We start from the raw sequence: 14286 nt of genomic DNA, 5'->3' as shown, positions 1-14286 counted from the left end.
GGCACCAGTCTAGGGGTGGCACGGCGTGTCTCCGAACCGGTGGTGGAACCCGACGGAGCGCCATCTGATGAGGCCTTACTGCACGGTAAGGCCCCCTACTCTGCAGTACGGCCGAATGAAATGGCGCGCCACCCCAGGTCACGAACCCCGGGCCGACCAAACGATCGATTAGCGCACGAGTATATGACTATATTCCCAGGTCAGCGCGGGAATGATAAATTTCGGGTGGCCGGTGACCCAAATCGGCATTTTGAATGTGAATTAGGGGTACAGTGACTCCATGGCTACCACCGAAACCCCCGCCGGGGTCGACGGCCCGGCATCGAATGCGTTGTTGAAACTCGGGAAATTCTTCTCCCGCTGGGACGAGACGGAGGACGGTCGCGCCGTGTTCCGGGAGGGCGGCCGCGCCGGCGACGCCTTCTACCGCAACCGTTGGAGCCACGACAAAGTGGTCCGCTCCACCCACGGCGTGAACTGCACAGGATCCTGCTCGTGGAAGGTGTACGTCAAGGACGGCATCATCACGTGGGAAGCCCAGGAGACGGACTACCCGTCGGTGGGCCCGGATCGGCCCGAGTACGAACCGCGCGGCTGCCCCCGCGGTGCCGCGTTCTCCTGGTACACCTATTCACCCACCCGGGTGCGCTACCCGTACGTCCGGGGCGTGTTGTTGGAGATGTACCGCGAAGCCAAGCAGATCCACTCGGATCCGGTGCTGGCGTGGGAGTCCATCGTCAATGACCCGGTCAAGCGTGAGACGTTCCAGAAGGCCCGCGGTAAGGGTGGGCTGGTGCGCTCCAGCTGGCAGGAAGCCGTGGAGATGTCGGCGGCCGCCCACGTGCACACCATCAAGGCCTACGGCCCGGACCGCTGCATCGGGTTCTCGCCCATCCCGGCGATGTCCATGGTCTCGCACGCAGCCGGAGCCCGGTTCATCAACCTCATCGGTGGGGTCATGAACAGTTTCTACGACTGGTACGCGGACCTTCCGGTGGCATCGCCGCAGGTGTTCGGCGACCAGACGGACGTGCCCGAATCCGGTGACTGGTGGGATGCCACCTACCTGATGATGTGGGGCTCCAACATCCCCGTGACCCGCACGCCCGACGCCCACTGGCTGGCCGAGGTGCGTTACCGCGGTACCAAGGTGGTCTCGGTCAGCCCGGATTACGCGGACAACACCAAGTTCGCGGACGAATGGTTGCCCGCTCAGGCCGGCACGGACGCCGCGCTGGCCATGGGCATGGGGCACGTGATTCTCAAGGAAAACTTTGTGGACCGCCGCGTCCCGTTCTTCGAGAACTACGTCTCCCAGTACACGGACCTTCCGTTCCTTGTCTCGCTGTCCCGCCGCGAGGACGGCATGGTGGTCGCGGACAAGTTCCTCACCGCCGAGGACCTGGGCAAGGCCGGGGATGACGACGCCGCTTCGCAGGCCGATCCCGCGTTCAAGACCGTGCTTCTGGATCGGGACACCAACAGGCCGGTGGTTCCCAACGGTTCCATGGGCTTCCGCTACAACGAACACGACGAGGGCAAATGGAACCTCGATCTGCAGGGCGTCACGCCGGCGCTGTCGATCGCGGACGCCTCCGGCTACCGGGGAGAGGTGAGCGAGCTGGCGCTGCCGGCGTTCACCGACCCCACCGGTGTGGGTTCGGTGATCCACCGCGGTGTGCCCGTCACCGAGGTGGCCGGGCGGACCGTGACCACCGTTTTCGACATCATGCTCGCTCAGTACGGTGTGGGCCGCGAGGGTCTGCCGGGGCAGTGGTCCACCGGGTACGACGACGTCGACACGCCCTACACCCCGGCGTGGCAGGAAGAAGTCACCTCCGTTCCCGCGGAGGCCGTGATACGCACCGCCCGGGAATTCTCCGCCAATGCCGAGAAGTCCGAGGGCCGGTCCATGATCATCCTGGGCGCCGGTATCTGTCAGTGGTACCACGGTGATGCCACCTACCGTGCCATCCTGGCCATGCTCATGCTGTGCGGTTGTCAGGGCCGCAACGGCGGCGGCTGGGCGCACTACGTGGGCCAGGAGAAAGCACGCCCCATCACGGGGTGGGCCACCATGGCCTCCGGCAGCGACTGGGTGCGTCCGCCGCGCTTCATGATCGGCACTGCGTTCTGGTACATGCACACCGACCAATTCCGTTCCGACGGGTACTCCTCGGATTCGCTGCAGTCCCCGCTCGCTGACGGCCACCTCAAGGGCATGCACACCGCGGACGTCGTGGCGCAATCGACTCGTCTGGGCTGGATGCCTTTCTACCCGCAGTTCCACGAGAACTCATTGGACGTGGCGGACGCCGCGGTGAGCGCCGTCGAACGCGGAGAGGCCGGCAGTGAACCCGAGTGGATCGCGAGCAAGCTCAAGAACGGCGATCTCAACTTTGCGGTGGAGGACCCGGACGCTCCCGAGAACTGGCCGCGCACGCTGGTGCTGTGGCGCTCCAATTTGTTCGGGTCCTCGGCCAAGGGCGAGGAGTACTTCCTCAAACACTTGCTGGGCACCCACAACAGTGTGCAGGGCGAGGACCACCGCTCCGCCAAACCACGTGATGTGCGCTGGCACGAGAAAGCACCGGAAGGAAAGCTGGACCTGCTGATCTCGGCGGACTTCCGCATGACCTCGTCCACGCTGCTCTCCGATGTGGTCTTCCCCGCGGCCACCTGGTACGAGAAGTACGACCTCTCGTCCACGGACATGCATCCGTTCGTGCATGCATTCACCCCGGCGATCGCCCCGCCGTGGGAGGCCAAGACCGACTGGAAACTGTTTCAGTTGTTGGCCGACGAGGTCGCACGGCAGTCCCGCGATCACCTGGGCGTGCGCAAGGACGTGGTGGCCACCGCGCTCACCCACGACACCCCGGGAGAAATCGCCCAGCCGGGCGGTCACGCACCGGAGTGGAAGGGTACGGACCTTCCCGCGATTCCGGGCAAGAACCTGCCCAACCTGAAGATCGTGGAACGGGACTATACGGCCATCGGCGACAAGTTCGTGGCGCTCGGGCCCCTGGCGGACGAACTGGGGCTGACCACCAAGAACGTGACGTTCGACGTCAAGCACCAGGTGGACCAGTTGGGTCGCTTGCACGGGGTCTTCGATTCCGGTGCCGCCGAGGGTCGCCCCGCGCTGGACACCGATCAGCGCATGGCGGAGGCCATCCTGATGCTCTCCGGTACGACCAACGGTGAGCTGGCCACGCAGGGCTTCGAGACGCTTGAGAAGCGTGTGGGTAAGGAACTGTCGGATCTGGCGCGCGGCTCGGAGGAAAAGCGCATCACGTTCAAGGACACCCAGCAGGCACCGGTTCCGGTGATCACCTCACCGGAGTGGTCGGGGTCGGAGACCGGCGGCCGCCGCTACGCACCGTTCACGGTGAACATCGAACGGCTCAAACCGTTCCACACGCTGAGCGGGCGCATGCACTTCTTCCTGGACCACGATTGGCTCAAGGACATGGGCGAAATGTTGCCCACCTACCGTCCGCCGCTGGACATGCACCGCTTGTTCGGTGAACCCAAGCTCGGCGACAAGGGTGAGCTGTCCATTGCGGTGCGCTACCTGACCCCGCACAACAAGTGGTCGATCCACTCGGAGTACCAGGACAACTTGTTCATGTTGTCGCTGTCCCGCGGTGGCACCTCGGTGTGGATGTCCCCCCAGGACGCCACGGCCATCGAGGTCTCCGACAACGACTGGGTCGAGTGCGTGAACACCAACGGTGTATTCGTCGGACGCGCGGTGGTCTCCCACCGCATGCCCGAGGGCGTGGTGTACGTACACCACGCCCAGGAGCGCACCATTGACGTTCCCAAGTCCGAGATCACGGGCAAACGCGGCGGTATCCACAACTCCGTCACGCGCATCCTGGTGAAACCCACCCACATGATCGGCGGCTACGCCCATCTGTCCTGGGCCTTCAACTACATGGGCCCCACCGGAAATCAGCGAGACATCGTGTCCGTTGTCCGCAAACGCTCGCAGGAGGTTCAGTACTGATGCGTGTCATGGCTCAGGTCGCCATGGTGATGACTCTCGACAAGTGCATCGGGTGTCACACCTGTTCGGTGACGTGTAAACAAGCATGGACCAACCGTGCCGGTACCGAGTACGTGTGGTTCAACAACGTGGAGACCCGTCCGGGTCAGGGATATCCGCGCCGTTATGAGGACCAGGAAACCTGGAAGGGTGGTTGGGAACTCAACAAGCGGGGCAACCTCAAGTTGAAGTCCGGTGGCAAGCTCAAGAAGCTCGCCCAATTGTTCGCTTCTCCGGTGCAGCCGGAGTTGAAGGACTACTACGAGCCCTGGACCTACGACTACGAGAATCTGGTCAGCGCCCCGGCCGGTGACGACTTCCCGGTGGCCCGGCCCAAGTCCTTGATCACGGGCGAGGACACCAAGGTCGAGTGGTCGGCCAACTGGGACGACGATCTCGGCGGCGCCACGGAAATGGGTCACCTGGATCCGATCATCCAGAAGCTTCACAAGGAAGCCAACGACCGGATCAAGTTCGAGTTCGAACAGACCTTCATGTTCTACCTGCCGCGGTTGTGCGAGCACTGCTTGAACCCGTCCTGCATGGCGGCCTGCCCATCCGGCGCCATTTACAAGCGCGCCGAGGACGGCATTGTGCTGGTGGACCAGGACCAGTGCCGCGGCTGGCGTCAGTGCGTGACGGGCTGCCCGTACAAGAAGATCTACTACAACCACAAGTCCGGCAAAGCCGAGAAATGCACGTTCTGCTACCCCCGTATCGAAGTGGGTATCCCCACCGTGTGCGCGGAGACGTGCGTGGGCCGCATGCGTTACATCGGCATCTTCCTGTACGACGCCGATAAGGTCACCCAGGCCGCCGCGACCCCCAACGAGCAGGATCTGTACGAGGCCCAGTTGGACCTCATGCTCGATCCCAACGACCCCGAGGTCGTTGCCGCCGCTCGTCAGGAGGGCATCCCGGAGGACTGGCTCGACGCCGCTCGCAAGTCACCGGTGTACGCGCTGGCCAAGACACTGCGCGTGGCGCTGCCGCTGCACCCCGAGTACCGCACCATGCCCATGGTCTGGTACGTGCCGCCGCTGTCTCCCATCGTGGATCTGCTCAAGGAACAGGGCCACGACGGCGAGGACCCGGAGAACTTGTTCGGTGCCATCGAGAGTCTGCGCATCCCGGTGGAGTACCTCGCCGAGCTGTTCACCGCCGGTGACACAGAGCTCGTGACCAATGTGCTGCGCAAGCTAGCCGCGATGCGCGCCTACATGCGCAACATCACCCTGGGTGACGAACCTGACGAGTCCATTGCGGAGGCCGTGGGCATGACCGGTTCTGAAATCCAGCAGATGTACCGTCTCATGGCGATTGCCAAGTACGACGAGCGCTACGTAATTCCCGCGGCCCACGTGGAGGACGCCCACAACCTGGAAGAGATCGGCTGTTCGCTGGATGTGGACGGCGGACCCGGCATGGGTCAGACCGGTGTGTTCGGTGAGGCCTCGGGCCGTCCGATGCCGGTGGCCGTGGAGAACTTCCAGGCGCTGCGCTCGCGTCAAATGGGGGATGACCCCACGGGTAACGAGCAACTGGCCGGTCGCGTGAACCTGCTCAACTGGGACGGCAACGGCAGCCCGGACGGGTTGTTCCCCGCCCGGAATCAGGAGGACGCGGCAAGTATGTCGACCACCGCGGAGAACTCGGGTTCTCGTCCTGATCAGGGCACCGCCGGTGCCAGTGGGGGTCGATGATGGGGCTGCTCTCCACCCTGCTGGGTAAGGCCACCAAAGGCACCGTGGATGTTCCCGAGTACCGGGACCGTCATCCGCAACGCTCGGCGGTCATCCGCCAGGCTGCGGCGGTGCTTCTGGGCTATCCGGACCGGGAGCTGATCGACGAGCTGCCCGTGCTCGAGGACGCCCTGACCGAGGTCGGGGTGGCCCCGAGCGCCGTCGAACCCCTGACCCGCTGGCTGCGCGAGGGTGACCTGCGGGAAATCCAGGGCGACTACGTCCAGGAATACGATCTTTCGCGCCGCCACAGCCTGCACCTGACGTACTGGACGGACGGTGACACGCGCCGCCGCGGCGAAGCGCTCTCCGCGTTCAAGCAGGTGTACCGCGCCCACGGGTGTGTGTTCGGGGACGAGGAACTGCCGGACCACCTGCCCGTGGTGCTCGAATTCGCCGCCCGCGTCTCGCCGGAGGACGGGTTCGACCTGTTGCAGCGGTACCGGCCGTCACTGGAGCTGTTGCGGCTCGCGCTGGTGCGCGACAACCTGCCCCACGCGTGCGTGGTGGAACTGGTGTGCTCCACGCTGCCGGGACCGTCCCCGGCAGACGAATCCGCCGTGGCGCGCATGGCCGGTTACGGTCCGCCCACCGAATCCGTGGGCCTGGACGCCTACGACCCCCGTCTCCTGCCCATGACCGGAGGAAACCAGTGAACATTCTCGACACCCTGCTGTGGGGAGTATTGCCGTACGTGGTGATGGCCGTTCTCGTCGGTGGGCTGATCTGGCGTTACAAGTACGACCAGTTCGGGTGGACCACCCGCTCGTCCCAGCTTTATGAATCCAGGCTGCTGCGGATTGCCTCCCCGCTGTTCCACTTCGGCATCCTGGCGGTGCTCGCGGGGCACATCATGGGCCTGGTGATTCCCAAGTCATGGACCGAGGCCGTGGGCTTGTCCCAGCACGCGTACCACTTCCTGGCGCTGTCCATCGGCACCGTGGCCGGTGTGGGCACCCTGGTGGGCATCGTGATGTTGATCGTTCGGCGCCGCCGCACCGGCCCCGTCTTCATGGCCACCACCGGCAACGACAAGTTCATGTACGTCATGCTGTTGGGCGCAATCCTGGCCGGCCTGGCCACCACCGTGCTGGCCGTGTTCGACCCGAACACCGTGGACTACAGGGAAACCGTGTCCCCGTGGTTCCGTTCGCTGTGGATCCTGCAGCCGGACGTCGGAGCCATGGCAGCGGCGTCCACCTCGTTCCACGTCCACGTGCTGTGGGGCATGGCGTTGTTCGCGATTTGGCCGTTCACCCGACTGGTGCACGCCTTCACCGCACCGCTGCATTACCTGTTCCGCCCGTACATCGTTTACCGCACGCGCGGTTCCAGCCCCCGCGCCGGCTCCGCCCCGGTGCGCCGCGGGTGGGAACCCATTGGCACCCACGACCGGGACAGCGGACGACGCCGCACCCGGCCGCCTCGTGAGCGTTCCGGTTCCACGAGCGTCAAGTAAGCACCCCTCGGACCGGGAGGCGTTCCCACCGGAGCGCCTCCCGACTCAGGCCCACCACCTCCCAGAAGGAGCGTCATGTCCTCCGTTGAAGCCGCCTCAGCGGCACCGAACTTGAAACAGGGTCAACTCAGGAACCTCATCCTGGCCACCCTGGCGTCCACCGTGGGTTTCTGGGCGTGGACCATTGTGGGTCCGCTGTCCAAGCGTTACGCCGGGGAAATGTCACTGACCCCCGGCCAGACCGCCATCCTGGTGGCCATGCCCATTTTCGTGGGTTCCATTGCCCGAGTTCCGGTGGGCGCGCTCACCGACAAATACGGTGGGCGGGTCATGTTCACCGTGATCCTGGGCATCACCGCGCCGCTGGTGTTGCTCACGGGCTTGGTGGGCCAACTCAACAACTTCCCGCTGCTGGTCGCCGTCGCGTTCTTCCTGGGCATTGCGGGCACCGTGTTCGCAATCGGTATTCCGTTCTGCTCCGCCTGGTACGAGTCCAACCGCAAGGGTTTTGCCACCGGCGTGTTCGGCGCGGGCATGGTGGGCACGGCCGTTTCCGCGTTCTTCACCCCGCGGTTGGTCGCGGCCACCGGGTACATGGCCACCCACATCATTATTGCCGCGATCGTGGCCGTCAGTGCCGTGCTGTGCTGGCTGCTGCTGCGTGACTCCCCGGCGCGCACCGGGCGCAAGGTCGAGCCGATGATGCCCAAACTCAAGCAGGCGTTCAGTCTCAAGGTCACCTGGCAGTTGTGCTTCCTGTACGCGGTGGTGTTCGGCGCGTTCGTGGCGTTCTCCAACTACCTGCCGACCTACCTGGCCAACGTGTACGAGTACGATCCCACCGGAGCCGGAACCCGCACTGCAGGATTCGCCCTGGCGGCCGTGATCGCCCGTCCCATCGGCGGCACGCTCGCGGACAAATTCGGCCCCAAGATCGTCACCCTCACCTCCTTTGGCGGCACCATCGTGCTGGCCATGCTCGTGGCCTTCCAACCGACCGCCGAGACCGTGTACGGCCCGCTGTTCCTGACCATGGCCGTTTTCCTGGGCGTGGGCACCGGCGGTGTCTTCGGTTGGGTCGGCCGTGCCGCGCCCGCCAAGGACGTGGGCACCATTGGCGGCATCATTGCCGCGGCCGGTGGACTGGGTGGGTACTTCCCGCCGCTGGTCATGGGCGCCACCTACAACCCGGACAACCGTTCGTACTTCGTGGGACTCACACTGTTGGCCGTGTTTGCAGCCCTGGCGTTCCTGCTCGCCCTCATGGTCCGCAACGGCGGCAAGACCAATGAGAACGAGAAGCCGGTCGAGCAGGCCTTGGCCAGGTAACCGACGCGCAAGGCACGACGGCGCACGCCGGTTGAGGTTCGGGCCGCCCCGTCAACCGGTGGCGCGCTGATCCAGCATCCGCTGCACGATCTGCAGGCATTCCTCGGGCGAGTAGTGCAACTGTCCCGCGGCGCGGTCCAGGTATTCGGCGGCGGCACTGCAGGCCGCCGCGTGGCGATCGTCGGAGGACTGGGCGATGAACGTGCCCTTGCGTCCGCGGGTCTCGATCACACCGCTGGCTTCCATGGTGCGGTAGGCCTTGGCCACGGTTCCGGCGGCCAACCCCAGTTCGGCTGCGAGTGAGCGTACCGGGGGAATCCGGTCGTCGGTTTCCAGCGCACCGGAGGCGATCCCGTTCGTGACGCACACGATGAGCTGTTCGTACGCCGGCACCGGGGACGCAGTGTCCACGGTGAAGATGGTTGCGGTGGTGGACATGGCGGGCCCCTTCGGACAGTGAATCGCGCAGCGTGTTACTAACTATGATACAAATTCGATTCCAGCCCGAAAGGGGGACTGGGCCGGGCGCCCAAAGCACGTAGGCTTATGAATGTGTTTGACCAGTCGACGTTGCCGATCCCTCGAACTCCTCGACCCGAGCAGCGGGAGGTCGAGGAGTTCGTCCGCCACGGCCTGAATGCGGCCCGCGACCTGTCCTCCGGCCTGCCGTTGCCGGGACAGGGCAGGACCCGCGAGTTGTGGGCGGCGCTGAGCGCTCTGGCGCGGCGGGATCTCGCCTTCGCACGCATCATCGAACCCCATTTGGATGCCACGGCGATCATTGATCAGGCCGGCCGCAGCGACCTTCTCACCGGCTCGGACACCTGGGCCGTGTGGGCCGCGGAAGGACCCGGCACGCCCTTGACCGCAACGCCGTCCGCGGACGGGTGGACGCTCACCGGCACCAAACCGTGGTGCTCGCTCGCGGAATTCGTGAGCCGCGCCGTGATCACAGCGCACGTGGCGGATGAGACGGGTGAGCTCACCGGTCACCGCCGCGCGTTCACGATCTCCACCGACCATCCCGGTTTCCTGCCCGAGTCCAGTAATGCGTGGGTGGCCCAGGGGCTCTCGGACGTCCCCACCGCAGCCGCGGACTTCCGCGGGGTGCCGGCCGAACCGCTCGGCGGGGACGAGTGGTACCTCACCCGCCCCGGGTTCGCGTGGGGCGGCATGGGGGTGGCCGCGATCTGGCGGGGCGGCGCGCAGTCCGTCGCGGACCTCCTGTGGCAACGCTGCCAACACCCGCGCACACCCCTCGACGACACCGCTCACGCCCACCTGGGCCGTGTGGACCTGGCGCTGTCCGCGGCGTCGGCCGTACTGGATCGAGCGGCGAGCGCCGTGGACCACGGGGAGGCCACGGGCGAGCGGGGCGCCCTGTGGGCATTGCGGGTTCGCCGCACCGCGGCCGAAGCGGCGGACACGGTGCTGCGCGAGGTGTCCCGGGCCACCGGGCCGGGCCCGCTGACCGGGGACCCTGCGCACATCCGCCGCGTGAACTCATTGCAGGTGTACGTCCGTCAGGACCATGCGGAGCGGGACAACCGGGTACTGGGTGAGTTGCTGTTGGCGGCCGCTCCGGCGGGGGCGGAGGGATCGCCGTGGTGAGCTTCGACCACCGGCAGCCCGGAACCCCCGAACTGACGTGGGCCAACAGCAAACAACTGCGTGCGGTGCCGGAGCTGGATCTGGCGGGTGTGGACCGCGCTGTCGTCTTCGCGGCGCACCCGGACGACGAAACGTTGGGCGCCGGCGGCACCGTTCATCGCCTGATTCGGGCGGGCACCTCGGTGCGTGTCATCGTGGCCACGCTGGGGGAGAACTCGCACCCGAACTCGCCCACTCACACGCGGCAGTCACTCTCACGAGTGCGTCATCAGGAAATGGCGGACGCGGTGGACGTCATCACCGCGGGTTCCAGCGCGCCCGAGTACCTGGCCCTGCCCGACGGAGGGCTCACCGCGCAGGCGCTCACGGACCCCGTCTCGGAGGCCGTGGCCTGGGTTGCGCAGGGCCGGCAGCCCCTGGCGGTGGTCACGTGGGTCGAGGACGGCCACCCGGACCACGAGATCCTCGCGGCCCAGGTGCAGCAGGCCGCCGGAGCCGCGGCGGTGCGCTGTGTCCAGTACCCCATTTGGTGGTGGCACTGGGGCGCTCCGCACAAATTGCCCCGTGGGCTGGTGCACGTGCCGCTGTCGAACGAGGACCGGGACGCCAAACAGCAGGCCCTGGAGCACCACGCGTCCCAGGTGCGCCCGCTGTCGGAGCAACCGGGGGACGAGGTGCTGCTCGGCCCGCACATCCTGGAGCACTTCGAACGGGACCGCGAACACTTCATCCTGTCGGCACCGCACCAGACACCGGTGTTCAACAGGGTGCACAGCGAGTCCGAGGACCCCTGGAACGTGGACAGTTCCCGCTACGAACACCGCAAACGCGACGTGCTCATCGCCAGCCTCCCGCGCGAGCTGTACCCCCGCGCCCTGGACATCGGCTGTTCCACGGGCGCCCTCACGGCGCAGCTGGCAGCCCACGTGGGCATGCTGACGGCGGTGGACGCGAGCGACGTCGCCCTGGGCAAGGCCCGCGCGCGCCTCACCAAGCAGGGACTCAAGAATGTGCACCTGCGCCACGCCGTGCTCCCGGGGCAATGGGACCCCGCCTGGACCGAGCTGGACCTCATTGTGGTGAGCGAGGTGGGCTACTTCTGCTCGGCCGAGCAATGGAACGAGCTGCTGTCCCTGTGCACCAGGGCGCTGTCCCCGGAGGGTCACCTGGTGCTGTGCCACTGGCGTCACCCCATCAAGGATTGGCCCCTGGACGGTGACGACGTGCATCGTGAGGCTCGACGCCGTCGCAATCTCACCAGGTTGGTGGCGCACCGCGAAGCGGATTTCGAGATCGATATCTACGCTCGGACCCAGCGCGGCCGTTCATGAACTCCCGGGTGGCGGTGGTGATTCCCGCGTGCAACGAACAAGATCGGGTGGCCCGGTGCATCGAGTCGGTGAGCGCGGCCGTCAGGGACCTTGTGAGCGCCGAGCCGGGGGCTGCCGTGTCCGTGGTCCTGGCCGCCGACAGCTGCACCGACCGCACGGTACCCGTGGTGCGCGAGACGTGGGCGGCGTCGTGGGGTCCGGACGAGCGTGCGCAGCTGACGGTCCTGGAGGGCCGCTGGGCCAGCGCCGGGGGAGCTAGGCAAGCGGCCGCGAACCGCGCGTTGATCGCGAACCCGGACTGGCTCGCCTCCACGGACGCGGACACCGCCGTGCCCGCCCAGTGGCTCAGCTACCAGGTCGAGCGAGCGCACACCGGTGTGGACGCCGTACTCGGCACCGTGGAACCGGACCCGGCCGAGTGCCCCGAACGCGTGTACCGGCTGTGGCATCTGGAGCACGACCTGGCGGAGGGTCATCCCTATATCCACGCGGCCAACATGGGCGTGCGGGCCGGTGCCTTCGCTGCAGCCGGCGGATTCCCGAACGTGGAATGCAGTGAGGACGAGGCCGTGGTCGGGGCGCTGCGCGCGCTCGGCGCCCGAGTGGAGTCCACGGACCGGATTCGCGCCATCACCTCCGGGCGGTTGCGCGGTCGGGCAGCCCTCGGGTTCGCCTACCATTTGCGCAGCCTGGCGGCCCAGCGAGGAGCGGTTCAGGGCTTCGCCGATCGCTGAAGCCCTTGCGGCAGCGGGCCCGGCACTGCTTAAGGTTGACAGCAGTTAGTTGCAATACCCATCGCAGAAAGAGGTTTTCATGAGTGAGACCAGCATCAGCGCCAACCGGGTCATCGACGCCCCGGCGGAGGACATCTTCGAGGTTCTCTCCCTGCCCGCCAAGCACCCGCAGGTGGACGGATCGGGCACCGTGGTGTCCGGCACCGACCAGCGGATTCAGCAGGTCGGGGACGTGTTCGTGATGAACATGAACTCGGATGTCATGGGCGGTGACTACAAGATGGAAAATCACGTCACCGGTTTCGACCCCAAGAAGTTGATCGCGTGGAAGCCGTGCCAGGAGGGCACTCCCGTGGAGAAGAACGGCTGGGAATGGATGTACGAACTCCAGTCCCAGGGCTCCGATTCCACAGAGGTCACCCTGACCTACTCGTGGGGCGACGCCAACCCGGCGCTGCTCAAGAAGATGAGTTTCCCGGTGTTTTCGGAGTCCGTCCTCGAGGAGTCCCTGGAGAACCTCGCCGCAGCGGTGAGCGACAAGTAAGGGTTCACTCCCGCAGTTATCACCCGACGACGCCGCCCGGGCGCCCGCATTGTGCGGGTCACCGGGCGGCGTCGTCGCGTCCGGGACGGTGGGGGCTGGGACGGTGCGGGTCGAGACGGTGGGGGCTGGGACGGTGCGGGTCGGGATGGTGTGGGCGCGGCGTAGCCTGGTCCAGGACATCACCGACATGAACGTTGTGAAAGGGAGCGCCTGGGCATGCAGTCCGGAGGGACATGGGAAGGCTACGAGCGGGGCAGCTCCGGTTACAAGAAGATCCTGATCGCGCTGTTGTGCGCGGGCATCGCAACCTTCGCGCAGTTGTATTCGGTCCAGGGCGTTCTCCCGATCATGGCGCGCACCTTGGGGATAGACGCCGCTCAGGCCTCGCTGGCCGTGTCGGCCGCAACCCTCGGCCTGACGGTCGCGGTGATCCCGTGGTCATTGGTGTCGGACCGGTTCGGCCGCCGCCGGACCATGGTGACCGCGGTGATTGCCGCCACCATCCTGGGCGTGGCCATGAGTCTCATGCCATCCTTCGAACTGCTCGTGGGCATGCGTTTCCTGGAGGGAATGGCGTTGGGGGGCATTCCGTCCGTGGCCATGGCCTACCTCGCGGAAGAAGTGAACCCGCTGCACTCGGCCATTGCCGCGGGTAGTTACATTTCCGGCACCACGCTGGGTGGGCTCTCGGGGCGCATCGTGGCGGCGCCCGTGGCCGACTTCTTCGGTTGGCGCGCCGGTACTCTCGTGGTGGCCGTCTATGCGGGCCTCGCCGCGGTCGCGTTCATCCTGCTGGCCCCCAAGCAACAAGGCTTCACACCGCAAGCGGTGCGGGTCGGGGGACCGGAAGGCCTCGTCGAGCGGCTGCGGGTCAACCTCAAGGACCCCGGACTGGTCTCGCTGTACATGCAGGGCTTCCTGCTCATGGGCGGATTCGTGGCGGTCTACAACTTCATCGGATTCCACCTGGGCGACGAACCGTTCAACGTGCCGCAGTCGATCGTGTCCGTGCTGTTCCTGTCCTACCTCTCGGGCACATGGTCCTCCGCTCAGGCGGGGCGGCTCGCGGCCCGGTTCGGCCGCCGCGCAGTGTTGATCATGTCCTCGATGATCATGCTGGGAGGGCTCCTCGTCATGCTCATCCCGTGGCTGCCGGCCATGGTCGCGGGACTGCTGGTTTTCACCGCGGGATTTTTCGGGGCGCACTCGGTGGCCAATGGGTGGGTGCCGGCGCGGGCCACCGTGGGGCGGGCCCAGGCATCCTCCTTGTACACGCTCTTCTACTATGGCGGTTCATCCGTGTTCGGCCACGTGGCGGGGTTGTTTCTCACAAGTTTCGGTTGGAACGGCGCGGTGGCGTTCATCGGGGCCCTGATTGCGGTGGCAATTGCATTGACCGTGCTCTTCCTGCGCCGGCCGGTCACGCCGGGCACGGTGTGGTCCCGCGAGGGCTAGGGTGGAAGGAGACGCAACCCGCACGTG

General features: G+C 66.3%; 11 protein-coding genes. 10 read left to right on the top strand and 1 reads right to left on the bottom strand.

Features of this window, described 5'->3' with window-relative positions; translation table 11 throughout:
• Positions 1–280: 280 nt before the first annotated feature.
• The 5 genes from ABEA06_RS09040 to ABEA06_RS09020 all read left to right on the top strand — a co-directional run bounded on the left by ABEA06_RS09040 (position 281) and on the right by ABEA06_RS09020 (position 8584).
• Positions 281–4015: a nitrate reductase subunit alpha gene (locus tag ABEA06_RS09040; RefSeq protein ID WP_345311261.1), complete on the top strand. Its 3735-nt coding sequence runs from the start codon at positions 281–283 to the stop codon at positions 4013–4015.
• Positions 4015–5757 (top strand): nitrate reductase subunit beta, encoded by a 1743-nt coding sequence (gene narH, locus ABEA06_RS09035; RefSeq protein ID WP_345311260.1) that lies wholly within the window; start codon positions 4015–4017, stop codon positions 5755–5757. The genes ABEA06_RS09040 and narH overlap by 1 nt, the downstream gene beginning before the upstream one ends.
• Entirely contained in the window at positions 5757–6452 is a 696-nt protein-coding gene (gene narJ / locus ABEA06_RS09030) for a nitrate reductase molybdenum cofactor assembly chaperone (RefSeq protein ID WP_345311259.1), read from the top strand. The genes narH and narJ overlap by 1 nt, the downstream gene beginning before the upstream one ends.
• Entirely contained in the window at positions 6449–7255 is an 807-nt protein-coding gene (gene narI, locus ABEA06_RS09025) for a respiratory nitrate reductase subunit gamma (RefSeq protein ID WP_345311258.1), read from the top strand. Before narJ ends, narI begins: the two co-directional genes overlap by 4 nt.
• Before the next feature lie 75 nt (positions 7256–7330).
• Positions 7331–8584, top strand: coding sequence for an MFS transporter (locus ABEA06_RS09020; protein WP_345311257.1), 1254 nt, complete (start codon positions 7331–7333; stop codon positions 8582–8584).
• Between the two features lie 51 nt (positions 8585–8635).
• Here ABEA06_RS09020 and ABEA06_RS09015 read toward each other — a convergent pair whose 3' ends face one another.
• Entirely contained in the window at positions 8636–9022 is a 387-nt protein-coding gene (locus ABEA06_RS09015; RefSeq protein WP_345311256.1) for a GntR family transcriptional regulator, read from the bottom strand.
• Positions 9023–9130: 108 nt separating this feature from the next.
• On the opposite strand from ABEA06_RS09015, the gene ABEA06_RS09010 reads away from it, so the two are divergent.
• The 5 genes from ABEA06_RS09010 (at position 9131) to ABEA06_RS08990 (ending at position 14259) form a co-directional block, all read left to right on the top strand.
• Entirely contained in the window at positions 9131–10195 is a 1065-nt protein-coding gene (locus ABEA06_RS09010) for an acyl-CoA dehydrogenase family protein (protein WP_345311255.1), read from the top strand.
• Positions 10192–11526 (top strand): PIG-L family deacetylase, encoded by a 1335-nt coding sequence (locus ABEA06_RS09005; protein WP_345311254.1) that lies wholly within the window; start codon positions 10192–10194, stop codon positions 11524–11526. Before ABEA06_RS09010 ends, ABEA06_RS09005 begins: the two co-directional genes overlap by 4 nt.
• The gene (locus ABEA06_RS09000; RefSeq protein WP_303383332.1) at positions 11523–12260 is read left to right on the top strand and encodes a glycosyltransferase family 2 protein; all 738 of its coding nucleotides are present in this window, start codon (positions 11523–11525) and stop codon (positions 12258–12260) included. Before ABEA06_RS09005 ends, ABEA06_RS09000 begins: the two co-directional genes overlap by 4 nt.
• A 79-nt stretch (positions 12261–12339) precedes the next feature.
• Entirely contained in the window at positions 12340–12804 is a 465-nt protein-coding gene (locus ABEA06_RS08995) for an SRPBCC domain-containing protein (protein ID WP_303383333.1), read from the top strand.
• A 216-nt stretch (positions 12805–13020) separates the two neighbouring features.
• Positions 13021–14259 carry an MFS transporter gene (locus ABEA06_RS08990; RefSeq protein WP_345311253.1) on the top strand — a complete coding sequence of 413 codons (1239 nt, stop codon included), beginning with the start codon at positions 13021–13023 and terminating at the stop codon, positions 14257–14259.
• Positions 14260–14286: the final 27 nt, after the last annotated feature.

Origin of the sequence: Kocuria gwangalliensis (assembly GCF_039544365.1) — a bacterium.
GTDB classification, from domain to species: Bacteria; Actinomycetota; Actinomycetes; order Actinomycetales; family Micrococcaceae; genus Kocuria; species Kocuria gwangalliensis.
This window is presented reverse-complemented; position numbering and strand designations above follow the sequence as displayed.

Bases quoted from the DNA above. Each gene is read 5' to 3' on its own strand.
- narH (WP_345311260.1), top strand. From the start codon at position 4,015: ATGCGTGTCATGGCTCAGGTCGCCATGGTGATGACTCTCGACAAGTGC.
- narJ (WP_345311259.1), top strand. From the start codon at position 5,757: ATGGGGCTGCTCTCCACCCTGCTGGGTAAGGCCACCAAAGGCACCGTG.
- ABEA06_RS09000 (WP_303383332.1), top strand. From the start codon at position 11,523: ATGAACTCCCGGGTGGCGGTGGTGATTCCCGCGTGCAACGAACAAGAT.
- ABEA06_RS09040 (WP_345311261.1), top strand. From the start codon at position 281: ATGGCTACCACCGAAACCCCCGCCGGGGTCGACGGCCCGGCATCGAAT.
- ABEA06_RS08995 (WP_303383333.1), top strand. From the start codon at position 12,340: ATGAGTGAGACCAGCATCAGCGCCAACCGGGTCATCGACGCCCCGGCG.
- ABEA06_RS09015 (WP_345311256.1), bottom strand. From the start codon at position 9,022: ATGTCCACCACCGCAACCATCTTCACCGTGGACACTGCGTCCCCGGTG.
- ABEA06_RS09010 (WP_345311255.1), top strand. From the start codon at position 9,131: ATGAATGTGTTTGACCAGTCGACGTTGCCGATCCCTCGAACTCCTCGA.
- ABEA06_RS09020 (WP_345311257.1), top strand. From the start codon at position 7,331: ATGTCCTCCGTTGAAGCCGCCTCAGCGGCACCGAACTTGAAACAGGGT.
- ABEA06_RS08990 (WP_345311253.1), top strand. From the start codon at position 13,021: ATGCAGTCCGGAGGGACATGGGAAGGCTACGAGCGGGGCAGCTCCGGT.